The sequence below is a fragment of the Streptomyces sp. R21 genome, from assembly GCF_041051975.1.
Taxonomy (GTDB): domain Bacteria; phylum Actinomycetota; class Actinomycetes; order Streptomycetales; family Streptomycetaceae; genus Streptomyces.
Map to the genome: position 1 here is coordinate 7873474 of NZ_CP163435.1, position 25687 is coordinate 7899160.

Here is a 25687-nt window from a genome sequence, read left to right on the forward strand (position 1 = left end):
GAGCGGTGGGGGATCCTCGCCGCTCCGCGGCGGTTTCCCAGCTGGCTCCGGCCTGCGCCGTGGGTCCCGCTCCCGGCTTCGTAGAGTGGCTTTCATGATCGCCACCCGCCGCAGAGCCACCGCCCTCGCCCTCACCGCGGCCATCACCCGCGCCGGCATCGCTGCCCTGCGGGCGTGGGCCCCGGGCGGCCCGGAGCGCTGGCAGCGCACGAACTACGCGGGCCGTACGGTCGAGTTGTACGCGGGCCCCGCCACGGTCGCCGGAACCGCGCTGGGCGCCGGCCGCGTTCACGGGGGCGCGGGCCTGGCTGTATTCGCCGCCGGTGTGTGCGGTGGCTACGACGATGTCGCCGGGGCGGGTGATCCGCGGCGCGGTTTCCGGGCCCATCTCGGGGCGCTGCGGGACGGTGAAGTGACCAGTGGCGCCGTCAAGTTGTTCGGGATTTCGGCGGCCGGGCTGGTGGCGGGCGCCTTTCTCAAAGAACGGCCCCTCGACAAGGTTCTCGCCGGGGTCGTGATCGCGGGGACCGCGCACTTCGTCAACCTCGTGGACGTCCACCCGGGGCGGGCCGCCGGCGCGGTGCTCGTCCTGGGGGCGCCCGGATTGCTGCGGGGCGGGTCGGCGGGGGAGTTGTCCGCGGTGGCCATGGGCGCGGCCGGAGCCGTACTCCCCGACGACCTCGGCGAGCGCACGATGATCGGCGACAGCGGGGCCCACGCCCTCGGTGCCACCCTGGGCGCCGCCATCGTCGCCGGCAACGGGCGGGCGGGACTCCTCGCCCACGCGGCGGTGCTGGTGACCGCGACGGTGTACGGGGACAGGGTCAGCGACGCGGCACGGTCGTTGGGGCGAGCCGGCTCCTGAACAACACGGCTGACCGACCGTCCTAGGGCCGACCGACCGTCCTACGGCCGCCGGCCGCGCCCTGCCCCCGCGCTGACTGAGCCGCGAACCCACGTCCACAGCCCCTGGGACTCGGGTCGGCCGTTCCTGGGACCTGCGCTGTCCGTCCCTCGACGGGTCGGCCGTTCCTCGGGTCTGGGTGGGCCGTTCCTGGGACTTGCGTCGGCTGTCCCCTGACCCCGCATCCGCCGCCTCTCGGGCCCGGGTCGGCCGGCCCTCGAACCTGCGCAGGCCGGGTCGCGAACCCTCATCCACCGCTCCTCGCCCCGGTGCCGGCCGCCTCTTGAACCCCTGCCCACCGCTCCTCGCCCCCGCGATGGCCGCCACTCGAACTTGCGTCCACCGCTCTTCGCTCCCGCCCTGGCTCCCCCTCGAACCTGTTCCGGCCGAGCCTCGAACTGCTCGTCGGCTGCCCCTCGAACCCGCTCCGGCCGAGCCTCGCCCTCCGTCGGCCGCCCCCCCCGGGGACCTGCGTCGCCCGAGCCTCGCCCCCGTCCACCGCCCCTCGCGCACCCCCACGTCGCCCAACCGCACCCCGCCCTGATCCCTTCTCGCCCCCCTCTACCGCCCGCCCCTCCCCCCCCCCCCATCAGCCGATCCCCCCAACCCCCTTCGTCCGTTTCACCAAGCCCACGTCGAGTCCATGGAGTCCGTCGAACCCTCATCGAACAAGCCCTCCCAGCCCCGGCTCCCACCCCACCTTCCGCCCCCACCCCGAACCCCAGCGCCCCCGCGCCCTCGGGCGCTCCCGATCCTTCAAATCTGTGGAGGCCGTGCCAAAGTACCCCAAGACCGCCCGAAAGCACCGCACTTCTCACTCGTGTGAGTGACCGGCGTCGTGTGCTCCGGTGCTTCTCCGTGTGCGGGGTCCGTCGGTGGTGCCGGAACAGCCGTGCGTGCTGGCATCCTTGACGGAGTACGCGGAGTACGACGTGCGGTACACCCCCGCCGCGCGATCTTTCTGTACTTTTCTTCGTGACCGTCCGACGCCGAACCAGGAGCCCCGGCCACGTGAGCCACGTGAGCAGCCACTCACCGCAGGGTCAGTCGCCGCTGCGCACCGTGCAGGTGCTCGGCGGCGGGAGCGCGGGCAGCAGCGCGCATGTGCGGTCGCTGGCCTCGGGGCTCGTCGCCCGGGGCGTGCGGGTGACCGTGTGCGCCCCCTATGAGGCCGACCGTGCGTACGGTTTCACCGGTGTGGGCGCCCAGCATGTGCCCGTACCGCGCAGCAGTGACCCGGCCTCCGTGGCCGCGCTGCGGGCGGCCTGCGCGGAGGCCGACCTCGTGCACGCGCACGGGCTGCACGCCGCGCTGCGGGCCGCTCTCGCGCTCAGCGGACGGCGGCACACCCCGCTCGTCGTCACCTGGCACACCCGCTCCTACGCCGAAGGCGCCCGCGCGCATCTGCTGCGGATGCTGGAGCGGCGGGTCGCCAGGGCGGCCGCCGTGGTTCTCGGGACCTCGTCCGACCTGGTGGACCGGGCCCGCAGCCGGGGAGCGCGGGACGCCCGCCTCGCCGCCGTCACCTTTCCCGCCCCGCGGGGGCCCGTCGAGTTCGAGGACCCCGACCGGCTGCGGCACAAGGCGCGGGCCGAACTCGGCGCCACCGACCGGCCGTTGCTCATGGCGGTCGGCTCCCTGGACCGGCATCGCGGCTACGAGACCCTGCTGGATGCGGCGCGTACGTGGCGGGGCCTCGACCCGATGCCTCTGCTCGTGATCGCGGGAGAAGGGCCGCTGCGGGCGGTTCTTCAGCGGCGTATCGAGGACGAGGAGCTGCCGGTCCGGCTGGTCGGGCGGCGCGACGACATCACGGAGCTGCTCGCCGCCGCCGATCTCGCACTGCTGCCCAGCAGTTGGGAGTCCCGTTCCGTCCTCGCGCAGGAAGCCCTCCACGCGCGCGTGCCGCTCGTCGCGACCGACGTCGGCGGCATCCCCGAGCTGGTCGGCGACGCGGCCGAACTCGTGCCCTACGGCGACGCGCGGGCCCTCGCCGAAGCCGTCGTACGTCTTCTTGAGGATCCCGTTCGCCGCGAGTGGCTGCAGGAGCGGGGTGTCCAGCAGGCTGCCACGTGGCCCACCGAGGACGAGACCGTCGCCCAAGTGCTGAGTGTCTACGACGAGTTGACCCAGCCGCGGCCGCTCGGCGGCTGAGGCGATCGGGCCGTCGTCGCCGCTACGGCACGTGTCTGCGCGCCCGTAGTGCCAGGCTCAACGCCAGGACCGTCTGCGGGTCGTCGAGGTCGGTGCCCAGCAACTCCCCGATCCGGGCGAGGCGGTTGTAGAGCGTCTGGCGGTTGAGGTGCAGCTCGCGGGCCGTCTCCGCCTTGCGGCCCGCGTGCGCCAAGTACGTCTCCAGGGTGGGGAGCAGAGGCGGCTTGGAGCGGTTGTCGTGGTCGCGGAGCGGCCCGATCGCGCGCTCCACGAACGCCGCCAGGTCCCGGTGGTCGCGCAGCCGCCACAGCAGCAGGTCGATGTCGAGGCGGCGGGCGTCGTACCAGGGGCGGTCCGACAGGCCCTGCGCCGCCGTCGCCGTCTCGGCGGCGTGCCGCAGGCCCGCCGAGGCCGCCGCCCAGCCTCCCGCGACCCCGACGACCACCACGGGGGGCTGCGCGCCCGGCCGTTGCATGCCCGCCCGCTCCACGCCCGCCCGCAGCGCCGCCGCGACCCGGTCCGCGACGGCCGCGCGTTCGGATTCCGAGCGCAGGCCCAGCAGCAGCGGGACACGGCCCTCGACCGGACGTACGCCCAACAGGACCGGCACCCCCACCGACGCCAGCTCCTCGGCGACCGCCCGTGCCAGGACGGCCCAACCGCCGCCCGGGGCAAGGCCGTCGGCGAGTCGCATGACGACCGGCAGGAGCGGGCTGGTGCCGGGCTTGAAGCCGAGGACGCGGGCCTGCGCGGGCGCGTCCTCCGCGGCGATGCGGCCCTCGGCGAGGTCGGTGAGGAAGTCGCCGCGACCGCGTGCCGCCAGCTCCTCCTCCTGACGGGCCTGCATCAGGACCACGGCCAGGATGCCCGCGGCCCGCTCCGCCGCGATGCGGTGCACGGGGGCGATCGGGGCGCTGACGGGCAGCAGGACCAGCCGGGCGCGGACCGAGCCGGTGCCGGGGCCGCCGCCGGGCACGTCCACGATCGTCGTCCCCGCGGGCGGCTCCTCCTTGTGCTGGCCGCGCAGGCCCTCCCAGACCTGGAGCGGATCGGCGCCCGCGGGCCCGGCCCCGGCGGCGTAAAGAAGCTGTCCGTCGGCCGTCTCCAGGAAGACCGGGTTGCCGCTGAAGTCCGCGAGGATGCCGAGGACCTGGGGCACTCCGCCGCCGCCGAGGAGGGCCTCGGTACATCGCCGGTGGACCTCCTCCGCCTGCTGGAGCAGTGCGTAGTGGCCGTTGACGATCTCGGTGTGGATCTCCTCCGTGACCGTCACGAAGGGCACCTCGCGGTGCAGCTGGACGAGGGGGAGCCCGGTCGTGCGGGCGGTCTCCACGAGGGCGGCGGGCAGCCGGGTGAAGCGCGGGCCGAGTTCGACGACGAGCGCCGCGATGCCGCGTTCGGCCAGGGTGCGCACGAAGGCGCGCTGCTCGGCGGGGCGGGTGCCGAGGCCGTAGCCGGTCGTGAGCAGCAGTTCGCCGCCCTTGAGCAGGGAGGCGATGTTCGGGACCTCGCCCGCGTGCACCCAGCGCACCGTGCGCCCCAGCCGGTCGGCCCCGGCGAGGATCTCCGGCAGCCCGCTGCGCAGCCCGGGCAGCTCCAGTGCCCGCTGCACGGTGATTCCGGCGCCCTGAGTGTCGAAACGGGTGTCCGTACGGCTGTCCATGCAGCGGACGCTACCCGCGGACGCGTTCCGGTGACATCTCCTGGCGGTTGCGGGGACGATCACGGGCGGCATGTGCGCGACAATGCGTCGCCCCAGCCCCGGAATTGCGCGACCTCGTGTCTGTTGTGGCGTGCGTCACCCCACCGCCAGACTGTCGCATCCGCAAGGCAACCGCGTAGGGATCTTCGGATTCCGTTGAGTCGGCACGTTGAGAGGGGCGGGAATGGCAGAGACACCCACGCGAGAGGTACATCGCCTCAAAGCGAATTCCGTAGGTCTGGTCGGTGTGGTGTTCATGGCGGTCGCCACCGCCGCCCCGATCACCGCGATGACCGGCAACCTCCCCATCGCCGTCGGTTTCGGCAACGGCACGGGCGCGCCGGCGGGCTATCTCTTCGCGACGCTCGTGCTGACGGTGTTCTCCGTCGGGTACGTCGCCATGGCCAAGCGGATCACCGCGGCGGGCGCCTTCTACGGCTACATCTCGCACGGCCTGGGCCGGATCGCGGGCATGGCCTCCGGGATGCTCGCCGTGATGGCGTACATCGTCTTCGAGGCGTCCATCGTCGGCGTCTTCTCGTACTTCGCGAAGACCACCGTCAACGATCAGCTGGGTGTCGACGTGCCGTGGATCCTCTACGCGGCCGCGATGCTCGCCGTCACGGCCGTGCTGTCGTTCTTCGACATCAACCTGACCGCGAAGGCGCTCGGCGTGATGCTGATCGCCGAGATCGCCGTGCTGTTCGTGGTGGCCACCGCCGTGCTGGTGCACGGCGGCGGCCCGGACGGCATCCCGGTCGAGCCGATCAACCCGAAGAACGCGTTCACCGGCACCTCCGCCGGGCTCGGCCTGTTCTTCGCGTTCTGGTCGTGGGTCGGCTTCGAGTCGACGGCGATGTACGGCGAGGAGTCGTGCGATCCGAAGCGGGTGATCCCGCGGGCCACGCTGATCTCGGTCGTCGGCGTCGGTCTCTTCTACATCTACGTCTCCTGGATGACCATCGCGGGCAACGGGCTGAAGGGGTCCGTCAAGATCTCCTCCGGGACCAGCCCGCTCGACCTGTTCTTCGACCCGGCGCACGCCTTCATCGGCGCCTGGGCGGTCGACGCCTTCCAGTGGCTGCTGATCACCGGCTCGTTCGCCTGCGGGATGGCCTTCCACCAGTGCGCGGCCCGGTACTTGTACGCGATCGGCCGCGAGGGCTTCCTGCACCCGGCGCTGGGCCGCACCCACCCGCGGCACGGTTCCCCGCACATCGCCTCGTTCGTCCAGTCCGTCATCGCGGTCGCGCTCGTGGGCGCCTTCTGGCTGACCGGGCAGGACCCGTACGTCCATCTGTACACGCTGCTCGCGATCCTGGGCACGATGGCGATCCTCATCGTGCAGACGCTCTGCTCGTTCGCGGTCATCGGCTACTTCCGCAGGAACCACCCCGAGGACCGGCACTGGTTCAGGACCTTCACGGCGCCGCTGATCGGCGGCATCGGCATGATCGCGGTCGTCGTGCTGCTGGTCATGAACCTGGACACCGCCGCGGGTACGGCGGCCGACTCGCTCCTCTTCAAGGCCATCCCGTGGATCGTGGGCCTGGTCTTCTTCGGCGGCCTCGGCCTCGGCTTCTACCTCAAGGCCAGGAAGCCGGAACGCTACGACATCATCGGCCGGATCGTCCTGGAGGACGCGGCCGAGCGCACGGACGACGTCATGGAACCCTCCGCCACCGTCTGAGGAGCTCACACCGTGTCCCGTACGCACACGATGCACGCCCTGCGCACCCTCGTCGCCGACCATGCCGCCGCACAGCGATACGGCCTTCCGGTGGAGGAGGCGCGGATCCGCCGGCGCTCCCTCCTGAAAGGGGCCGCGGCCCTCGCGGCGACCAGTACCGCGAGCGTGGCGGCAGCAGCCCCCAGTGCCGGCGCCGCGTCCGCGCCTCGGATCGCCGTGGTGGGCGCCGGAATCGCAGGCCTCACCGCCGCCCTCACCCTGCACGACGCGGGCTACGCCTGCACGCTCTACGAGGCCAACCCCGACCGTGTCGGCGGTCGCATGTACTCCCAGCGCGACCACTGGGCGTACGGCCAGACCTCCGAGATCGGCGGCGAGCTGATCGACACCAGCCACAAGAAGATGCTGGAACTCTGCCGCCGCTTCTCGCTGCCCACCGAGGACTTCCTCGGCGGCGGTCCCAACGGGGCCGAAGAAGTCCTCTGGTTCAACGACGAGTACTACCCGCGCGCCCAGGCCGACGAGGACTTCAAGGCGGTCTACCAGGCCCTCCACCAGGCCCTGCAGAACTCCGGCGAGGTCTTCTGGAACCAGACGACGGCGACGGGCACCGCCCTCGACAACATGTCCCTGTACGACTGGATCGACTCGCGCGTCCCGGGCGGCCACGGCTCACCCCTCGGACGGTTCTTCGACGTCGCCTACAACGTCGAGTACGGCGCCGACACCGCCGACCAGTCCTCGCTCGCCCTCGTCCTGCTCATGGGCCACCAGACCAATCCGGGAAACTTCAACGTCTGGGGCCTGTCCAACGAGCGGTACCACATCACCGGCGGCAACGACCAACTCCCGCACGCCATCGCGGACTTCCTGCCCGACGTTCGACACCCGCATGACGAACCTGCTGCGCGACGCCCGCATGGGCTTCTGCACCAAGCTCAACATGCAGTTCTCCAGCCGCCCTTGGCGCGGCACCGGCTCCTGGCCCGGCGTCTCCGCGGGTGACTGCTTCACCGACACCGACGTCCAGCAGACCTGGGACACCACCAAGGTCCAGCCGGGCACGGGCGGCATCCTGCTCCAGTACCGCGGCGGCAGCCTCGCCAGGTCCCTGACGCCGGCGGCGCCGTTCTCGTACGAGAACGATCCCTATGTCAGCCGTGCACATCGGCGGCGAGCACTGCTCGTACGACTTCCAGGGCTTCATGGAGGGCGGTGCCACGGAGGGCGAGCGCGCCGCGAAGGAGGTGATCGCGGCCGTCTCCTGAGCGGACCGCCCAGACCGGTGTGGTCTATGCCGGAGCGATGTTGTGGTTGAAGCGGAAGACGTTGTCCGGGTCGTACTCCCGCTTCACCGCGGCCAGGCGACGGGTGTTCTCGGCGCCGAGGCCGGCCACCACCCGGTCCGTGCCCTCGTTCCCGATGAAGTTGAGGTAGGTCGCGCCCGTGCTCCACGGCTGGACGCGGGCGCGTACGTCCTTGACCCACTGGATGCACCGCTCGTCGTCGGCCGGGTCCTCCCAGATGCCGAAGGGGTGCACGGCCCAGGGGGCGTCCCGGAAGGGCATCGGGTACTCGGCCGGGCCCGCGGCGATCGCGCCGCCCTGCGGGAACAGGACGTGCTGGGTGCCCGTGGGCACCGGCAGCGTCTCCCCGAGTTCGCAGTAGACGTCCAGCAGCTCGTCGGGTGCGCCCGTCAGGTACTCCGCGGACCAGTAGTTCCGCATGTTGGGCGGGTCGTCGAACATGGTCTGGAAGTCGGCGTAGGGCATGGCGGTGACGATCTCCACCTCGTGCGGCAGGGCCAGCAGCGGCTGGGCCACCTTGCGCATGTCCTCCTCGGCGCCCGCGTACGCCACGAGGGCGCCGCACAGCCGCTTGCCCTGTAGGTGCGGGGGGACGAACTCCTCGGGCGGCCCGGTCAGGAAGATGACGCCGCCGCTCGCCTCCTGCGGGCCGGTCTCGATGAGCTCGCGGTAGGTGCGGGTGACCTCGGGCGCGTGCTCCGGAAGGCACAGCACCATGGCGATGGAGAACGCCGGCAGCTCGTGCAGCTTCAGGGTGAGCGCGGTGGCGACGCCGAAGTTCCCGCCGCCGCCGTGCAGCGCCCAGAACAGCTCCGGGTTCTCCTCCGCGCTCGCCAGGACGGTCGCGCCCTCGGAGGTGACCAGCTCGACGCCGAGAAGGTTGTCCACGGCCAGGCCGAACGCCCGGTCGAGCCAGCCGGTGCCGCCGCCCAGCACGAACCCGCCCACGCCCGTCGTCGAGGCCCGCCCGCCGGTGGTCGCCAGGCCGTACGGCTGAGTGGCCCGGTCGAGATGGCTCATGGTGGCGCCGCCCTCGATGCGTACGCTCGCCGAGCCGGGATGGACCGTCACCTCGTGCATCCGGCGCAGATCGACGACGAGCGCGCCGTCACCCAGGGCCATGCCCGCCACGCTGTGCCCGCCGCCGCGGACCGCGATGGGCAGGTCGAGTTCCCGGCCGAAGCGCACGGCCCGTACGACATCGCCCGCGTTCGCACACTGCGCGATCACCGCCGGGCGCCGGTCGACCATCGCGTTGAAGACGACGCGGGCCCCGTCGTATCCCGCGTCCTGCGGGGCGAACACGTCGCCGACCAGATCCTCGCGAAGCGCGGCGAGGGCCGCGCCCGCCTTCGATGGGGAAGCCATGTCCGCCACCTTCCGAAAAGGGGCTTTCGTCTGCTTCCAGCCTAGGCGGGCGCGGTGTGCCGGTCCTGTTCAGCCGCCGTACGCCCCCGAAGCGGTCAGCCTCAGCGCTGTGTCGATCAGCGGCACGTGACTGAACGCCTGCGGGAAGTTGCCGACCTGACGCTGCAGGCGCGGGTCCCACTCCTCGGCGAGCAGCCCGAGATCGTTGCGCAGGGCCAGCAGCTTCTCGAAGAGCTTGCGCGCCTCGTCCACACGGCCGATCATCGCGAGGTCGTCCGCCATCCAGAACGAGCAGGCGAGGAACGCGCCCTCGTCGCCCTCCAGACCGTCCACGCCCGCGTCCTCACCGGAGGTGGGGTAGCGCAGGATGAAGCCGTCCTCCGTGGACAGTTCGCGCTGGATCGCCTCGATCGTGCCGATCACGCGCTTGTCGTCCGGCGGCAGGAAGCCCATCTGCGGGATCAGCAGCAGCGAGGCGTCCAGCTCCTTGGAGCCGTACGACTGCGTGAACGTGTTGCGCTCCTTGTCGTAGCCCTTCTCGCACACGTCCCGGTGGATGTCGTCGCGCAGTTCGCGCCACTTCTCCAGCGGGCCGTCCGCGTCACCGGACTCGATGAGCTTGATCGTGCGGTCGACGGCGACCCAGGCCATCACCTTGGAGTGCACGAAGTGGCGGCGCGGGCCGCGCACCTCCCAGATGCCCTCGTCCGGCTGGTCCCAGTGGTCCTCCAGATAGCGGATCAGCTTCAACTGGAGCAGCGAGGCGTAGTCGTTGCGGGACAGGCCCGTCATGTGCGCCAGGTGCAGCGCCTCGGTGACCTCGCCGTACACGTCCAGCTGGAGCTGGTGCGCCGCGCCGTTGCCGACGCGCACCGGGCCCGAATTCTCGTACCCCGGAAGCCAGTCGAGCTCCGCCTCGCCCAACTCCCGTTCGCCCGCGATGCCGTACATGATCTGCAGGTTCTCCGGGTCGCCCGCGACCGCCCGCAGCAGCCACTCACGCCAGGCGCGCGCCTCCTCGCGGTAGCCGGTGCGCAGCAGTGAGGAGAGGGTGATGGCGGCGTCGCGCAGCCACGTGTAGCGGTAGTCCCAGTTGCGGACGCCGCCGATCTCCTCCGGCAGCGACGTCGTCGGCGCGGCGACGATCCCGCCGGTCGGCGCGTACGTCAGGGCCTTCAGCGTGATCAGGGAGCGCACCACGGCCTCGCGGTAGGGGCCGTGATACGTGCACTGCTCCACCCACTCGCGCCAGAACTCCTCGGTGGCCTCCAGCGACTGCTCCGGCTCGGGCAGCGCCGGCGGCTGCTTGTGCGAGGGCTCCCAGGAGATGGTGAACGCGATCCGGTCGCCCGGCGCCACCGTGAAGTCGGCGTACGTGGTGAGCGCCTTGCCGTACGTCTCGCAGGCCGTGTCGAACCACACCGAGTCGGGCCCGGCGACGGCGACCGTGCGCCCCTCGTGCTTGTGCACCCAGGGCACCACACGTCCGTACGAGAAACGCATCCGCAGCGCGGAGCGCATCGGCACCCGGCCGGTGACGCCCTCGACGATCCGGATCAGCTGCGGCGCGCCGTCACGCGGGGGCATGAAATCGGTCACGCGGACCGTGCCGCGCGGGGTGTCCCACTCGGATTCGAGGATCAGCGAGTCGCCGCGGTAACTGCGGCGGGAGGCTCTCGGCGGCTCCGCGTCGGCGGCGTGCGCCGGGCCGAGGCGCCAGAAACCATGCTCGTCGGTGCCGAGGAGGCCCGCGAAAATGGCATGCGAGTCGAAGCGGGGCAGGCACAGCCAGTCGACTGTGCCGTCCCGGCAGACCAGCGCTGCTGTCTGCATGTCTCCGATAAGTGCGTAGTCCTCGATGCGCCCGGCCACGTGCATCTCCAGTCGAACGGCCACGTCGCCCCCCGAGGGGCGGTCGCTCTGCGGTCAAGGGGTCGGTGTAGAAGCGTCGGTGCGAAACGTCAATTGTCGGTGCGATGGGCGGTGCGATTGTCGTTGCGCAACGAACTGACGAGCTCTCGTTGTTCCGGGATACGGACGGGGATGGTGCCGTGTGCCGGCCGGGCTCGGCAGCGAGTGTCCGAGCAGGATACGACGCACGTGGAAGATCCGCGTGCCGCTCCCGGCAACCCGGCTGAGCCGATCGGGTGAGCGCCGTGCGGGCTCCGTGTCGACGTGTGCGCGGAGCGTGGCCGGAAGCGGTCTCGTCCCGTCGCTGATACCCTGGTAGCCCGTGGACCGGTGGGCAAGAAACCCCCGAACCGCAGCGACGGCACCTCCGGAATCTTCCGGGTGGGACGCCGGCACGCACCCCAAACCGCGACCACGGGAGCCCCCTCTTGGCCATGCCGCCCGCTGCTTTCCGAAACAGCACAGCCACGACGACCAAGCACATCTTCGTCACCGGGGGTGTCGCCTCCTCTCTCGGCAAGGGCCTCACCGCCTCCAGCCTCGGCATGCTGCTCAAGGCGCGGGGCCTGCGCGTCGTGATGCAGAAGCTCGACCCGTACCTCAACGTCGACCCGGGCACGATGAACCCCTTCCAGCACGGTGAGGTGTTCGTCACCAACGACGGTGCCGAGACCGACCTGGACATCGGACACTACGAGCGCTTCCTTGACCGCGACTTGGACGGCTCCGCCAACGTCACCACGGGCCAGGTCTACTCGACGGTGATTGCCAAGGAGCGGCGCGGCGAGTACCTCGGCGACACCGTGCAGGTCATCCCGCACATCACCAACGAGATCAAGCACCGCATCCGGCGTATGGCGACCGACGAGGTCGACGTCGTCATCACCGAGGTCGGCGGCACGGTCGGCGACATCGAGTCCCTGCCGTTCCTGGAGACGGTCCGCCAGGTCCGGCACGAGGTCGGCCGCGACAACGTCTTCGTCGTCCACATTTCCCTCCTGCCCTACATCGGCCCGTCGGGAGAGCTGAAGACGAAGCCGACCCAGCACTCGGTTGCGGCCCTGAGGAACATCGGTATCCAGCCGGACGCGATCGTGCTGCGGTCCGACCGCGAGGTGCCGACCGCGATCAAGCGCAAGATCTCGCTGATGTGCGACGTCGACGAGGCCGCCGTGGTCGCCTGCCCCGACGCCCGCTCGATCTACGACATCCCGAAGACCGTGCACGGCGAGGGCCTCGACGCCTACGTCGTCCGCAAGCTGGACCTGCCGTTCCGCGACGTGGACTGGACGACCTGGGACGACCTGCTCGACCGCGTCCACAACCCCGAGCACGAGATCACCATGGCGCTGGTCGGCAAGTACATCGACCTGCCCGACGCCTACCTCTCGGTCACCGAGGCGCTGCGCGCCGGCGGCTTCGCCAACAAGGCCCGCGTGAAGATCAAGTGGGTCACCTCGGACGACTGCAAGACGCCGTCCGGCGCCGCGGGGCAGCTCGGCGACGTCGACGCGATCTGCATCCCCGGCGGCTTCGGCGACCGCGGTGTCTCCGGCAAGGTCGGCGCCATCCAGTACGCCCGCGAGAACCGGATCCCGCTGCTCGGCCTCTGCCTGGGCCTGCAGTGCATCGTGATCGAGGCCGCGCGCAACCTGGCCGACATCCCGGACGCCAACTCCACCGAGTTCGACTCCGCGACCGGGCACCCGGTCATCTCCACGATGGCCGAGCAGCTCGACATCGTCGCCGGCGAGGGCGACATGGGCGGCACGATGCGCCTGGGCATGTATCCGGCCAAGCTCGCCGAGGGCTCGATCGTGCGCGAGGTGTACGACGGCAAGGAGTACGTCGAGGAGCGCCACCGCCACCGCTACGAGGTGAACAACGCCTACCGCGGCGAGCTGGAGAAGAAGGCCGGTCTGCAGTTCTCCGGCACTTCCCCCGACGGCAAGCTCGTGGAGTACGTCGAGTACCCGCGTGACGTGCACCCTTACCTGGTCGCGACCCAGGCGCACCCCGAGCTGCGCTCGCGTCCGACCCGCCCGCACCCGCTCTTCGCGGGCCTGGTCAAGGCCGCTGTGGAGCGCAAGACGGGCAAGTAGTTCAAGAGTTGTACGGTGGCCGGGGTGCGCGTCTTTCACGAGGTGCGCGCCCCGGTTTTCAATGGGTGCGTAGGAGGACGAGTCGACATGACGATCAAGGACACCGCCGAGGAGTGGCAGGTCAAGGCGACCGCGACCCCGTTCGTCGGGAACAAGACCTCTGTCCGCACCGACGATGTGGTCATGCCCGACGGCTCGGTCGTCCACCGCGACTACCAGGTCCACCCCGGTTCCGTGGCCGTCCTCGCCCTCGACGACGACGGGCGCGTCGTGGTGCTGCGTCAGTACCGCCACCCCGTGCGCCACAAGCTCTGGGAGATCCCCGCAGGACTCCTCGACATTCCCGGTGAGAACCCGCTGCACGCGGCCCAGCGCGAGCTCTACGAAGAGGCGCACATCAAGGCCGGGGACTGGCGGGTGCTGACCGACGTCTACACCACCCCCGGCGGCTGTGACGAGGCCGTGCGCATCTTCCTCGCCCGCGACCTGTCCGAGGCCGAGGGGCAGCGCTTCGAGGTCGAGGACGAGGAGGCCGACATGGAGCTCGCCCGGGTCTCCGTCGACGAACTCGTCCGTGGCGTCCTCGTCGGCGACCTGCACAACAACTGCCTGGTCGTCGGTGTCCTTTCGCTGGTCGCGGCCAGGAACGGCGACGGACTCGACGCGCTGCGCCCCGCGGAGGCCTCCTGGCCAGCCCGGCCCTTCGAGGCGTGACCCACCACATCAGCCCTCCCGGTGTGACGATCGGCTGATCCGATCGGGGGATGTGTCCGCCGCGCTCCACACGGATCGTCGCAGAGCGTGAACTAGGCTCTGAAAACGCCTCGTCCGGAGTCCCGGCGGGTTTGCGCGCGCAGTGGGACGGGAGTGTGGCCCGTGACGGATCAGGCGGTGGACAACGGCGGCACGAAAGTGTCGGCACAGGGGCAGCGCCCGGCTGCCGGGTCCGCTCCCACGGAGAGTCAGTTCCTCGGCCGTACAAGAGAGTTGAAGGAACTCCGGGCCGACATCGAGCGCGCGGGCCTGGACACCCTCTCCGGCCGAAAAGCGCCCCGTGCCCGCGTGCTGCTCATCGCGGGAAAGCCCGGCTCCGGCCGCACCGCGCTCGCCGAGGAACTCGTACGGCAGGTCGCCGAGAGTTACCCCGACGGGGTGCTGCGCGCCCGGCTCACCGAACCCGACGGCACGCCGGTGCCCACCGAACGCACCGCCCGCGACCTGCTCACCGCGCTGGAGCTGCGCACCCCGGCCGGAGCCTCGGCCGACGACCTCTCCGAGGCGCTGCGCGAGGCCCTCGCCACCCGCCGCGCCGTCCTGCTGCTCGACGACGCGGCGGACGCCGAACAGGTCGACGCGCTGCTGCCGGACCGCCCCGAGTGCCTGGTCGTGGCCGTCTCCGGAGGGCCGCTGACCGGCATCGCGGACGTCCGGCCCTGCACCCTGGGCGGCCTGGACACCAAGTCCGCGCTGGAACTGCTCACCCGGCACACCGGCTCGGTGCGCATCACCGTCGACCCGCGCGCCGCCGAGGGTCTGGTCGAGGAGTGCGCCGCCCAGCCCGCCGCCCTGGAGCTCGCCGGGCGCTGGCTGGCCGCCCGACCCCAGGCCGCCGTCGCCGACCTGGCCAAGCACCTGCACACCGAGAACGAGGAGGGCACGCCGACGGCGCGGGTCTTCCGCCTCACGTACGCCTCGCTGCCCAGCGCCGCCGCGCGGATACTGCGCCTGCTCTCCCTCGCCCCCGCCGGCCTCGTGGACCCGCACACCGCCTCAGCGCTCGCCGGCTGCTCGGTCAACGCCGCCCGCACCACCCTGGACGACTTCGTGGCGCTCGGCCTCGTCCGGACCGTCGACTCGCCGCTGCCGCAGTACGAGGTGCCCGGCTGCCTGCTCCCGCTGCTGCGCGCCCTCACCGAGACCCACGACCGCCCTGCCGAGCTCCAGCTCGCCCGCGCCCGCATGCTGGAGCGCACCGTACGGCTGCTGGTGTCCTGCCGGGCCATCACCGAGACCGACAGCTCGCCCGCCCGCGAGAAGCTCGCCGGGATGCCCCGCGCCCTGCGTTTCCCGAACCCCCGGGCCGCCGAGGACTGGCTGCGCATCCGCCGGCCCGCGCTGCTCGCCTCGGCCCGGCTCGCGGTCGCCGACGGGGAGCTGGACACCCTCGCCCGGCGCCTGATGGCCGCGCTGGTGCGGGCGATGGTCGCGCACTTCGGTACGCAGGCGGCGGCGCCCGAGCTGTACGGCATCCACCGGCTGGTCCTCGATGTCGCAGAGCGCCGCGACCTGCCCCGGGAGAAGGCCGCGGCGCTGCTGAACCTCGGCGACCTGGACGCGCAGACCGGCCGTACGGCCGAGGCGCTGGGCCGCTACCGGGCCGCCCTGGACGCCGGACGCGAGGCGAACGACCCGTATGCGACCGGCCGCGCGATGGAATCCGTAGGCGGCGCCCACCAGGAGCTGGAGGACTGGGACCGGGCCGCCGACTGGTACGGCAGGGCGCTCGCCCAGCGCCTCGCCCGCGACGAGCGCGTGGACGCCGCCCGGCTGTACGGCCGTATCGCCACCGTGCACACCTACGCGGGCCGCTACGGGGAGGCGCTGCGGGGCTGGCGCGCCGCGCTCGCCGGGCACCGCAAGAACGGCGATGTGGGCGCCCAGGCAAGGGCGTTGAGCGAGATGGCGCGGGTGCAGGAGTACGCGGGGCGGCCCGAGGAGTCGCTGCGCACCTGCCAGGAGGCGGTCGAGTGGGCGCGCCGCGCCGAGGACGTACGTCTGCAGGCCGCGCTCCAGCTCCGGCTGGCCGACACCCTGGACCGGCTCGGCGACTCCACCGCCGCCCGACTGCACCGCGGCGCGGCCGAGCGCATGCTGGGAGATGAGCTCCCGGAGAGCGTGACAGCCAGGGAACAGGACGCTAACGCCTGCGAAATCCGTAGTGCATCCGAAGAAGATTGATGCTTTGAAAGGCTAGACAGAGAGAATCCCTTCATTAGACTGGCTCCGCCGCGTTCTTTCGTGGTGTCTCCCGGTGCGCCCCGTGTATCCGGGTATGACATGCATTGCCCCGGCTCGCATGGGCCTGGCAACCGCAGCCCCAGAACCCTCTGAGCCAAGGACCGTGATCGACGTGAAGGTCGGCATCCCCCGCGAGGTCAAGAACAACGAGTTCCGGGTGGCCATCACCCCCGCCGGTGTGCACGAGCTGGTGCGCCACGGCCACCAGGTCTTCGTCGAGCAGAACGCCGGTGTCGGCTCGTCGATCCCGGACGGCGAGTACGTCGCCGCCGGCGCGCAGATCCTGCCGACCGCCGACGAGGTGTGGGCCACCGCCGACCTGCTGCTCAAGGTCAAGGAGCCCATCGCCGAGGAGTACCACCGCCTCCGCAAGGACCAGACGCTCTTCACGTACCTGCACCTGGCCGCCTCCAAGGAGTGCACGGACGCGCTCATCGAGTCCGGCACCACGGCGATCGCATACGAGACGGTCGAGCTCCCCAGCCGCGCGCTGCCGCTGCTCGCCCCGATGTCCGAGGTCGCGGGCCGGCTGGCCCCGCAGGTCGGCGCCTACCACCTGATGCGCTCGGTCGGCGGCCGTGGCGTGCTCCCCGGCGGCGTCCCCGGCACCCAGCCCGCGCGGGCCGTCGTCATCGGCGGCGGCGTCTCCGGCTGGAACGCCACGCAGATCGCCGTCGGCATGGGCTTCCACGTCACGCTGCTCGACCGCGACATCAACAAGCTCCGCGAGGCGGACAAGGTCTTCGGCACCAAGGTCCGGGCGATCATGTCCAACTCCTTCGAGCTGGAGAAGGCCGTCCTGGACGCCGACCTCGTCATCGGCGCGGTGCTCATCCCGGGCGCCAAGGCCCCGAAGCTGGTCACCAACGAGCTGGTCTCCCGGATGAAGCCCGGAAGTGTCCTTGTCGACATCGCGATCGACCAGGGTGGCTGCTTCGAGGACTCCCGTCCCACCACGCATGCCGAGCCGACCTTCCAGGTCCACAACTCGGTCTTCTACTGCGTCGCCAACATGCCCGGCGCGGTGCCCAACACCTCGACGTACGCGCTGACCAACGCCACGCTGCCGTACATCGTGGAACTCGCCAACCGCGGCTGGGTCGAGGCGCTGCGCCGCGACGCCGCGCTCGCCAAGGGTCTCAACACCCATGACGGCAAGGTGGTTTACCGCGAGGTCGCCGAGGCGCACGGCCTGGAGCACGTCGAGTTGGAGACCCTGCTCGGCTGAGCCCGCCGAGGGCGCCAGGAGTCGACTTAACCGCTGACTCACGGCTCCCGCACGGCCGACTCCCGGCCGACAAAAGGCGATACGTCAACACAGGTCGTCAACACCGCGCACCCGGCCGGACCTTGCCAGACAAGGTCCGGCCGGATGTGTGTCGGGTCACTTTGCGACACTCGATCAACTTGCCGCGAACGTAACTCTTTAACCGATTCGCACACCGGTGAAACCTGCTGTGCGACGGCCTTACGCCCTTGACAGAGGGGTGTTCGGTTGCCGACACATCGGGCCGGGTCCGGCGGATTGTGTTGCTGCGGACCGGTGACACGCCATAGAGTCGCCAACCGTCGGCATGGTGCCACGCTGACCTATCGAGAAGTTTCCTGGTCACCAAGGAGGTAAGACGACTTGTGAATGAGTCGACATTTACTCCCGGGGGTGGTCAACCAGGAATGCCGGCGCGGGGCCAGAGCCCCACGGGGCTTCAGGCTGTCGGCTCCGTCGCTGTCCGAACCTTCGCAGCCCAAAAGAGTCCCCGGATGACTCAGACAGCACACCCGAGCATGGATGGCCATCACGTGAACGCCATGGCCGGCAACGGAAGTGGCGAGAACCACACCCACTTCGCCGACTACGACGAACTGCCCGAAGGGCACTTCTACGACCCCGACGCCGAGTACGAGCCCGATCCCGAGTACGCGGCCACGCTCGCGCCCGACGCTGCCCGTCAGCGCCGCGAGCGCGTCGGCCCGACCGGGCGCCCGCTGCCGTACTTCCCGATCCCGGGCCCGCTGACCGATCACGGACCCGCGAAGATCATCGCGATGTGCAACCAGAAGGGCGGCGTGGGCAAGACGACGTCGACCATCAACCTGGGTGCCGCCCTCGCGGAGTACGGACGCAGGGTGCTGCTCGTCGACTTCGACCCGCAGGGCGCCCTGTCCGTGGGCCTCGGCGTCAACCCGATGGAGCTCGACCTCACCGTCTACAACCTGCTCATGGAGCGGGGCATGGCGGCAGACGAGGTGCTCCTGAAGACAGCGGTTCCGAACATGGACCTGCTGCCCAGCAACATCGACCTGTCCGCCGCCGAGGTGCAGCTCGTCTCCGAGGTCGCGCGTGAGTCCACGCTCCAGCGTGCGCTCAAGCCGCTGATGGCCGACTACGACTACATCGTGATCGACTGTCAGCCCTCGCTCGGCCTGCTCACCGTCAACGCCCTGACGGCCGCTCACAAGGTGATAGTGCCGTTGGAGTGCGAATTCTTCGCACTGCGCGGAGTCGCGCTGCTCACCGAGACCATCGAGAAGGTCCAGGAGCGGCTCAACCCCGAGCTGGAGCTCGACGGCATCCTGGCCACGATGTACGACTCCCGCACGGTGCACAGCCGTGAGGTGCTCGCGCGCGTGGTCGAGGCCTTCGACGATCACGTCTACCACACCGTGATCGGCCGGACCGTCCGCTTCCCGGAGACCACCGTCGCCGGTGAGCCGATCACCACGTACGCCTCCAACTCCGTCGGTGCCGCCGCCTATCGCCAGCTCGCCAGGGAGGTGCTCGCCCGGTGTCACGCCGAGTGAGTCTGCCGGGGGCCGACGAACTGTTCCGTACCACCGGGGGAATGGCGCTCCAGGCGTCCTCCCCCAGGCGCCAGGCCAATGGCGAGGCCCGGGTGCCGGGGCCGGCGGGGGAGAGCGACGCGGCCGCCGCCGGTGACGACGCACCGCCGTCGGTGCCCGTCCAGGGCGGAGACGGCGAGGGCGACGAACATGTCGCCACCGACTCCGAGTCCGACGCGGGGGAATCCCGCAGCCGGGCCGCGGGAGCGGAGGGCGCCGGGCGACGTCAGGGATCGCAGGAAGGTTCTGCCGCCGCCCGCAGCAACAAGCGCCAGCGCGCCGCCAACCGCCGCCCCAGCGGGCGGGAGCGGCACGACGAGAAGATCACCGTGTACGTGTCCGCCGAGGAGCTCATGGACCTGGAGCACGCCCGCCTGGTGCTCCGGGGCGAGCACGGGCTCGCCGTGGACCGCGGGCGGATCGTCCGCGAGGCGGTCGCCGTGGTCCTCGCGGACCTGGAGTCCCGCGGCGACGCGAGCATTCTCGTACGGCGGCTTCGCGGCCGTTAGGCGATAGCCTGCGACCGCCATGACCTCGAACGACACCCCCACCTCCGCTCCCGGCTCCGCCGGCCGTCGGCGCGCGCTGGGGCGGGGGCCGGGGGCCGTTCCGGCTCCTGTCGAGGAGGCGGTCGGCCCGGCCGAGGCGCCCGTGGCGCAGCCCGAGGCGCCTGAGGTGGAGCCCGAGCGACCGGCTGTGGAGCCCCAGCGACCGGCTGTGGCGTCGGAGCCTCCCGCGACGGCGCCCGAGCCTCCCGCGACGGGCAACGCGCCTCCCGAGCCGCTTCCCGAGCCGCTTCCCGAGCCGTCTCTCGAACCATCTCCCGAACCTGAAGAACCCGGCGACGGCGTCTTCAAGGTCCGCCTCTCGAACTTCGAGGGGCCCTTCGACCTCCTCCTCCAGCTGATCTCCAAGCACAAACTCGATGTCACCGAGGTCGCCCTCTCCAAGGTGACCGACGAGTTCATGGCGCACATCCGGGCGATGGGGCCGGACTGGGACCTCGATCAGACGACCGAGTTCCTGGTCGTGGCCGCGACCCTGCTGGATCTCAAGGCGGCGCGGCTGCTGCCCACCGCCGAGGTGGAGGACGAGGCGGACCTGGCGCTCCTCGAAGCCCGGGACCTGCTGTTCGCGCGGCTGCTGCAGTACCGGGCGTACAAACGGATCGCCGACATCTTCAACGCCCGCCTGGACGAGGAGGCCCGCCGCTACCCCCGTACCGTGGGCCTGGAGGCGCACCACGCCGAGCTGCTGCCCGAGGTCGTGATCAGCATCGGGGCGGAAGGGTTCGCGAAGCTCGCCGTGAAGGCGATGCAGCCGAAGGCCAAGCCGCAGGTGTACGTCGATCACATCCACGCGCCGCTGGTGAGCGTGCAGGAACAGGCCGGGATCGTCGTGGCGCGGCTGCGGGAGCTCGGCGAGGCCAGCTTCCGGACCCTCGTCGAGGACACCGACGACACGCTCACCGTCGTCGCCCGCTTCCTCGCCCTGCTGGAGCTGTACCGCGAGAAGGCCGTGGCACTGGACCAGGAGGACGCCCTCGGGGACCTGATCGTGCGCTGGACCGGCGGCGAAGGCGGGGACCAGCCGAGGGTGACGGACGAGTTCGACCGGCCCCCCGAGGACGCCAAGGAGGAGAAGAAGGCGTGAGTGAGCAGATCAGTGAGGCACCGGCGGGCCCGCGCACCGTCGCCGACCTCGACCTCAAGCCCGCCCTGGAGGCCGTCCTGATGGTCGTGGACGAGCCCGCGACCGAGGAACACCTCGCGAAGATCGTGGAGCGGCCGCGGCGACAGGTCGCGGACGCGCTGCGGGAGCTGGCCGACGACTACACGCTCCAGGGGCGCGGCTTCGAGCTGCGGCTCGTCGCCGGGGGCTGGCGTTTCTACACCCGCCCCGAGTACGCGGCGGCCGTCGAACGCTTCGTGCTCGACGGCCAGCAGGCCCGGCTCACCCAGGCGGCCCTGGAGACCCTCGCGGTCGTCGCGTACCGCCAGCCGGTCAGCCGCAGCAGGGTCTCGGCGGTCCGCGGAGTGAACTGTGACGGTGTGATGCGCACCCTCCTGCAGCGCGGTCTGGTCGAGGAGGCGGGCGCGGAACCCGAAACAGGTGCGATCCTGTACAGGACGACGAACTACTTTCTGGAGCGGATGGGCCTGCGCGGTCTGGACGAACTCCCGGAGCTCGCGCCCTTCCTTCCCGAGGCGGATGCGATCGAGGCCGAGACGCTGGAAGGTGTTCCGTCGTTCGACCCGGACGCTCCTGACGCGCCGGGTGAAGACGACGCAGACGACTAGACGGAACTTTGATGCGAAGCAGTAGCGGCAGGAACAGCAGCGGAAACAACGGCGGGAGCCGTGGTGGCAACAGCGGCGGCCGCGGCGGGAGCAGCGGTGGCCGCGGTAACTACCGCGGTGCCGGGAACGACCGCGACGACAAGCAGGGCGGCCGGCCGACGACGGGTGGAGGGCGCGACGACAGGCCGAAGCGCGCCGGAAAGCCCCGTCCCGAGGAGCGTCGTTACGACGTGGGCCCCGGCGCCACCCACGAGGGTCCGAAGTCGGGGCGCGGCAACGCGGCCCGCGGCGGCGCCAAGGGCGGCCCCAAGCAGGGGCAGCAGCGCGGCGGACGTACGGCTCCCGCCCGCTCCCGCGAGCTGGAGACGCGGACCGAGGAGCGCAACCGGGACCGGTACGCCGGCAAGCCGGAGGTCAAGACGCCCAAGACCTTCCCGGGCGCCGAGCAGGAGGGCGAGCGCCTGCAGAAGGTGCTCGCGCGCGCGGGCTACGGCTCCCGGCGCGCCTGCGAGGAGCTGGTCGAGCAGGCTCGGGTCGAGGTCAACGGCGAGATCGTCCTGGAGCAGGGCATGCGCGTCGACCCGGAGAACGACGAGATCAGGGTCGACGGGCTGACCGTGGCCACGCAGTCGTACCAGTTCTTCTCGCTGAACAAGCCCGCCGGCGTCGTCTCGACCATGGAGGACACCGAGGGCCGTCAGTGCCTCGGCGACTATGTGACGAACCGGGAGACGCGGCTCTTCCACGTGGGCCGGCTCGACACCGAGACCGAGGGTGTGATCCTGCTCACCAACCACGGCGAGCTGGCGCACCGCCTGACCCACCCCAAGTACGGCGTGAAGAAGGTCTACCTCGCGCACATCGTGGGTCCCATCCCGCGTGACCTGGGCAAGCAGCTCAAGGACGGCATCCAGCTGGAGGACGGGTACGCGAAGGCGGACCACTTCCGCGTCGTCGAGCAGACCGGCAAGAACTACCTGGTCGAGGTGACCCTCCACGAGGGCCGCAAGCACATCGTGCGCCGCATGCTCGCCGAGGCCGGCTTCCCGGTCGACAAGCTGGTGCGCGTCTCCTTCGGCCCGATCACCCTGGGCGACCAGAAGTCGGGCTGGCTGCGCCGCCTGTCCAACACCGAGGTCGGCATGCTGATGCAGGAAGTCGATCTGTAGGTCCCACGGGATCCCACGCACGCGTGGCGGCCGGCTCCGGATTTCTCCGGGGCCGGCCGATTCGTTTGCGCCGTCCCGCCGGTCTGTAACGGTGACGAAGGGAGCGGCCATGGCTGCGACGACGGACCGCGACGAGTTCGTACGGCTGACCGAGAAGTACCGGCGGGAGCTCCTCGCGCACTGCTACCGGATGCTCGGTTCGGTGGACGACGCCGAGGACCTGGTGCAGGAGACGTATCTGCGGGCCTGGCGGTCCTACGGCGGGTACGAGGGCCGCGCCTCCCTGCGCACCTGGTTGCACCGGATCGCCACGAATACGTGTCTGACGGCTCTGGAGGGCCGTGTGCGCCGTCCGCTGCCCGCCGGGCTCGGAGGGCCTTCAGACGCCCCTGAGGGGCCTCTGAGGGCCCCTGCGACGGACGTGCCGTGGCTCCAGCCGCTGCCCGACACGCTCGTCGACCCGGCGACCGTCGTGGCGGCGCGCGGCAGCCTGCGGCTCGCGCTGATCGCCGCGCTGCAGCATCTGCCCGCGCGGCAGCGGGCCGTGCTCATCCTGCGGGACGTGCTGGCCTGGCGGGCACCCGAGGTCGCCACGCTGCTCGGGACCTCGACGGCGGCCGTCAAAAGTAGCCTCCAACGCGCGCGTGCCCGGCTCGACGAGGTGGCGCCCGACGAGGACCTGGTGACCGAGTCCGACGTCACGGGGGACCGGGAGCTGATCGACCGCTATGTGGCGGCCTTCGAGCACGCCGACATGGACGCGTTGCTCGACCTCCTCCAGGACGGTGTCGAACTGGAGATGCCGCCCTACTTGGAGTGGTTCAGCGGCAAGAAGGACGTCGTGCGCTTCCTGGCCGCCCGGGTCGGTGGGGAGGGCCGCCTGCGGATGGTGCCCACGCGGGCCAACGGGCAGCCCGCCCTGGCGACGTACCAACGAGGTGCCGACGGCGTGTACCGGGCCTACTTCATGCAGGTGCTCACACTCGCCCCCGGCGGACGGGACATCGCCCGGATCACCGCCTTCCTCGACGACCCGGGGCTCTTCGAGCGCTTCGGAATGCCGCAGGTGCGGGCGTGAACTCCGCCGAGCTGCTGGAGCGTTCGCTCGCGTACGCGCTCGGGAGCGTCGCCGCCGTGGTGCCCGGGAGCCTGGGGCGGGCCACCCCGTGCGCGCAGTGGGACCTCGGGGATCTGCTGTGTCACCTCGACGACTCGGTGGACGCGCTGTACGAGGGGGTCGCGAGCGGGAGCATAGGACTGCGTCCCGGACAGGACGCGGTCGATCCGGTGTGTGCGTTCCGGGAGCGGGCGGGGGCGCTGCTGGGGGCGTGGGCGGTCGCGGCCGGGGAGCCGCCGCGCGACGGCGTTGCGGTGGCCGTGGGCGGCCGGGCGCTGGAGCTGGGGCTGCTGGCCGCTGTGGGCGCCGTCGAGATCGCCGTGCACGGATGGGACGTGGCTCAGGCGTCCGGGCGGCCACGCCCGCTGCCGCCGTCGCTCGCCGCCGACCTGTTTCCCGTCGCGCGGTGCATCGTGGCGGACGCCGACCGGGGCGTGCGCTTCGCCGAGCCGGTCGGTGTGCCGGCGCGGGCCTGCCCCGGCGACCGGCTCGTCGCCTTCCTCGGGCGACGGCCGGGTCCGCCGCGATTCCTTTCCGGGACGGCTTCGGTCTGCCTTTCGTGAGGGAGACCGTGAATTTCGCGGAATCCCGTGGAATTTCACGCATTCTCACGAAAGGTTCCGTCATGGCTGACACTGTGACCGTCCCGGTCCGCGGGCCCGCCGTACGGCAGGCGCCTCCACGACGCGCGTGGACCGTGGTGCTGGCCGGGCTCGGCGCGCTGCTGTGCTCGCTGGACGTGGTGGTCGTCTCCACCGCGCTGCCCGCCCTGCGGGCCGACTTCGGGGCGAGTCTGTCCGATCTGGAATGGACGATCAACGCGTACAACCTCGTCTTCGCCTGCCTCACCCTGACCGGCGCCGCGCTCGGCGACCGGTTCGGGAGGCGGCGCATGTACGTCGTCGGGCTCGCCGTCTTCACCCTCGCCTCGGCGGCGTCGGCGCTCTCGGGCGGGCCCGGCCAGCTCATCGCCGCGCGCATGGTGCAGGGCGCCGGGGCTGCGGTGCTGCTGCCGCTCACGCTGACACTGATCAGCGACGCGTTCCCGGCCGAGAAGCGGGGCGTCGCCATCGGGCTGTGGGGCGGGGTGACCGGGGTCGGGGTGGCAGCCGGGCCGGTGCTCGGCGGGGCCGTCACCGAAGGCCTGTCGTGGCAGTGGATCTTCTGGCTGAACGTGCCGCTCGGGATCGCCATGCTCCCGCTGTCGGCGCGGAAGCTGCGCGAGAGTCATGGACCGCGGCCTCAACTGGACATCGTCGGGCTGCTGTTGGCCGCGGTCGCGCTGACCGGGCTGGCCTGGGCGCCGGTGCGGGCGCCCGAGGCCGGGTGGGGGAGCGCCGAGGTGATCGGCGCGCTGGTGGCCGGGGTCGTGTTCGTGGCCGCCTTCCTCGGCTGGGAGCGGTCGAGGGCCCGGTATCCGATGCTGCCGCTCGGCTACTTCCGGGTGCGCGGGTTCTCCACCGCCAACGGCGCGATCTTCTTGCAGATGTTCTCGCTGCTGGGCGCGCTGTTCATGATCACGCAGCTCTTCCAGCTCGGGCTCGGTGAGTCGCCGCTTCAGGCGGGCGTGCGCATCCTCGTATGGACCGGGATGCCGCTGCTGGTGGCGCCGGCCGCGGGGGCGCTCGCGGACCGGTTCGGGAACCGGCCCTTCATGCTGGGGGGCCTGGCGCTCCAGGCGATCGCCTACGCGCTGATGGCGTGGCAGGTCGAGCCGGGGGTCGGATACGGGGACCTGATCGTGCCGTTGATCATCTCCGGGGTCGGTATCTCCATGGTGTTCCCCACCGCCGCGAACGCCGTGACCATGGCCGTGCCGGTGGCCGACGCGGGTGTCGCGGCGGGCGTCAACATGGCACTGCGCGAGTTGGGCGGGGTCTTCGGGATCGCCGTCGCGGCAGCCGTGTTCGCCCACTACGGGGGCTATGCCTCGCCCGCGGCCTTCGTCGACGGATGCGGGCCCGCGCTGTGGGTCTCGGCCTCGGCCGCGGCGGTGGGGGCCGTGGTGGCGGCGCTCGCCCCGTCCCGCTCGGGCGGGGTGGCCTAGCCGACGGCAAAAACCTTTCCGCTCGCACAAGTTGAGCCCGGCCAAGCCTTGTGCGAA

The 25687-nt window shown here is 71.3% G+C and carries 20 protein-coding genes; 17 read left to right on the forward strand and 3 right to left on the reverse strand.

What is annotated here, in order from left to right; translation table 11 throughout:
- Positions 1 to 94: 94 nt before the first annotated feature.
- On the forward strand, positions 95 to 865 hold the full coding sequence (locus AB5J56_RS35050) for a hypothetical protein (RefSeq protein WP_369238765.1): 771 nt from the start codon (positions 95 to 97) through the stop codon (positions 863 to 865).
- A gap of 1050 nt (positions 866 to 1915) precedes the next feature.
- Complete coding sequence (locus AB5J56_RS35055; protein WP_369238767.1) at positions 1916 to 3058, forward strand: glycosyltransferase family 4 protein; 1143 nt, start codon at positions 1916 to 1918, stop codon at positions 3056 to 3058.
- A 22-nt stretch (positions 3059 to 3080) separates the two neighbouring features.
- Here the strand turns inward: AB5J56_RS35055 and AB5J56_RS35060 are convergent, their stop codons facing one another.
- The gene (locus AB5J56_RS35060) at positions 3081 to 4721 is read right to left on the reverse strand and encodes a PucR family transcriptional regulator (RefSeq protein WP_369238769.1); all 1641 of its coding nucleotides are present in this window, start codon (positions 4719 to 4721) and stop codon (positions 3081 to 3083) included.
- 223 nt (positions 4722 to 4944) lie between these two features.
- Here AB5J56_RS35060 and AB5J56_RS35065 point away from each other — a divergent pair, with 223 nt between their 5' ends.
- From AB5J56_RS35065 to AB5J56_RS35075, 3 genes are all read left to right on the forward strand, one after another.
- A complete protein-coding gene (locus tag AB5J56_RS35065) occupies positions 4945 to 6450 on the forward strand; it encodes an APC family permease (RefSeq protein WP_369238771.1) in 1506 nt (501 codons plus the stop codon).
- A gap of 12 nt (positions 6451 to 6462) precedes the next feature.
- A complete protein-coding gene (locus AB5J56_RS35070; protein WP_369238773.1) occupies positions 6463 to 7455 on the forward strand; it encodes a flavin monoamine oxidase family protein in 993 nt (330 codons plus the stop codon).
- A 146-nt stretch (positions 7456 to 7601) separates the two neighbouring features.
- Positions 7602 to 7718, forward strand: a complete 117-nt coding sequence (locus AB5J56_RS35075; protein ID WP_369238775.1) for an FAD-dependent oxidoreductase — start codon at positions 7602 to 7604, stop codon at positions 7716 to 7718.
- A gap of 24 nt (positions 7719 to 7742) precedes the next feature.
- Here the strand turns inward: AB5J56_RS35075 and AB5J56_RS35080 are convergent, their stop codons facing one another.
- The gene (locus AB5J56_RS35080; RefSeq protein ID WP_369238777.1) at positions 7743 to 9125 is read right to left on the reverse strand and encodes an FAD-binding protein; all 1383 of its coding nucleotides are present in this window, start codon (positions 9123 to 9125) and stop codon (positions 7743 to 7745) included.
- 69 nt (positions 9126 to 9194) lie between these two features.
- Positions 9195 to 10997, reverse strand: coding sequence for a glycoside hydrolase family 15 protein (locus tag AB5J56_RS35085; protein WP_369242980.1), 1803 nt, complete (start codon positions 10995 to 10997; stop codon positions 9195 to 9197).
- A 473-nt stretch (positions 10998 to 11470) separates the two neighbouring features.
- On the opposite strand from AB5J56_RS35085, the gene AB5J56_RS35090 reads away from it, so the two are divergent.
- The 12 genes from AB5J56_RS35090 (at position 11471) to AB5J56_RS35145 (ending at position 25630) form a co-directional block, all read left to right on the forward strand.
- Entirely contained in the window at positions 11471 to 13138 is a 1668-nt protein-coding gene (locus tag AB5J56_RS35090; RefSeq protein WP_369238779.1) for a CTP synthase, read from the forward strand.
- An 87-nt stretch (positions 13139 to 13225) separates the two neighbouring features.
- On the forward strand, positions 13226 to 13852 hold the full coding sequence (locus tag AB5J56_RS35095; RefSeq protein ID WP_369238781.1) for an NUDIX domain-containing protein: 627 nt from the start codon (positions 13226 to 13228) through the stop codon (positions 13850 to 13852).
- A gap of 162 nt (positions 13853 to 14014) precedes the next feature.
- The gene (locus AB5J56_RS35100; RefSeq protein ID WP_369238783.1) at positions 14015 to 16096 is read left to right on the forward strand and encodes a tetratricopeptide repeat protein; all 2082 of its coding nucleotides are present in this window, start codon (positions 14015 to 14017) and stop codon (positions 16094 to 16096) included.
- Positions 16097 to 16268: 172 nt separating this feature from the next.
- Complete coding sequence (ald, locus tag AB5J56_RS35105; protein WP_369242982.1) at positions 16269 to 17384, forward strand: alanine dehydrogenase; 1116 nt, start codon at positions 16269 to 16271, stop codon at positions 17382 to 17384.
- 446 nt (positions 17385 to 17830) lie between these two features.
- Positions 17831 to 18958, forward strand: coding sequence for a ParA family protein (locus AB5J56_RS35110; protein ID WP_369238785.1), 1128 nt, complete (start codon positions 17831 to 17833; stop codon positions 18956 to 18958).
- Entirely contained in the window at positions 18943 to 19506 is a 564-nt protein-coding gene (locus tag AB5J56_RS35115; RefSeq protein ID WP_369238787.1) for a hypothetical protein, read from the forward strand. The genes AB5J56_RS35110 and AB5J56_RS35115 overlap by 16 nt, the downstream gene beginning before the upstream one ends.
- A 19-nt stretch (positions 19507 to 19525) precedes the next feature.
- The gene (locus AB5J56_RS35120; protein ID WP_369238789.1) at positions 19526 to 20650 is read left to right on the forward strand and encodes a ScpA family protein; all 1125 of its coding nucleotides are present in this window, start codon (positions 19526 to 19528) and stop codon (positions 20648 to 20650) included.
- On the forward strand, positions 20647 to 21297 hold the full coding sequence (scpB, locus tag AB5J56_RS35125; protein ID WP_369238791.1) for an SMC-Scp complex subunit ScpB: 651 nt from the start codon (positions 20647 to 20649) through the stop codon (positions 21295 to 21297). The genes AB5J56_RS35120 and scpB overlap by 4 nt, the downstream gene beginning before the upstream one ends.
- A gap of 11 nt (positions 21298 to 21308) precedes the next feature.
- Entirely contained in the window at positions 21309 to 22466 is a 1158-nt protein-coding gene (locus AB5J56_RS35130; RefSeq protein WP_369238793.1) for a pseudouridine synthase, read from the forward strand.
- Between the two features lie 109 nt (positions 22467 to 22575).
- Positions 22576 to 23544, forward strand: coding sequence for a sigma-70 family RNA polymerase sigma factor (locus tag AB5J56_RS35135; RefSeq protein ID WP_369238795.1), 969 nt, complete (start codon positions 22576 to 22578; stop codon positions 23542 to 23544).
- Entirely contained in the window at positions 23541 to 24146 is a 606-nt protein-coding gene (locus tag AB5J56_RS35140; RefSeq protein ID WP_369238797.1) for a TIGR03086 family metal-binding protein, read from the forward strand. The genes AB5J56_RS35135 and AB5J56_RS35140 overlap by 4 nt, the downstream gene beginning before the upstream one ends.
- A 62-nt stretch (positions 24147 to 24208) precedes the next feature.
- Positions 24209 to 25630 carry an MFS transporter gene (locus AB5J56_RS35145; RefSeq protein ID WP_369238799.1) on the forward strand — a complete coding sequence of 474 codons (1422 nt, stop codon included), beginning with the start codon at positions 24209 to 24211 and terminating at the stop codon, positions 25628 to 25630.
- The last annotated feature ends 57 nt before the right edge of the window (positions 25631 to 25687 follow it).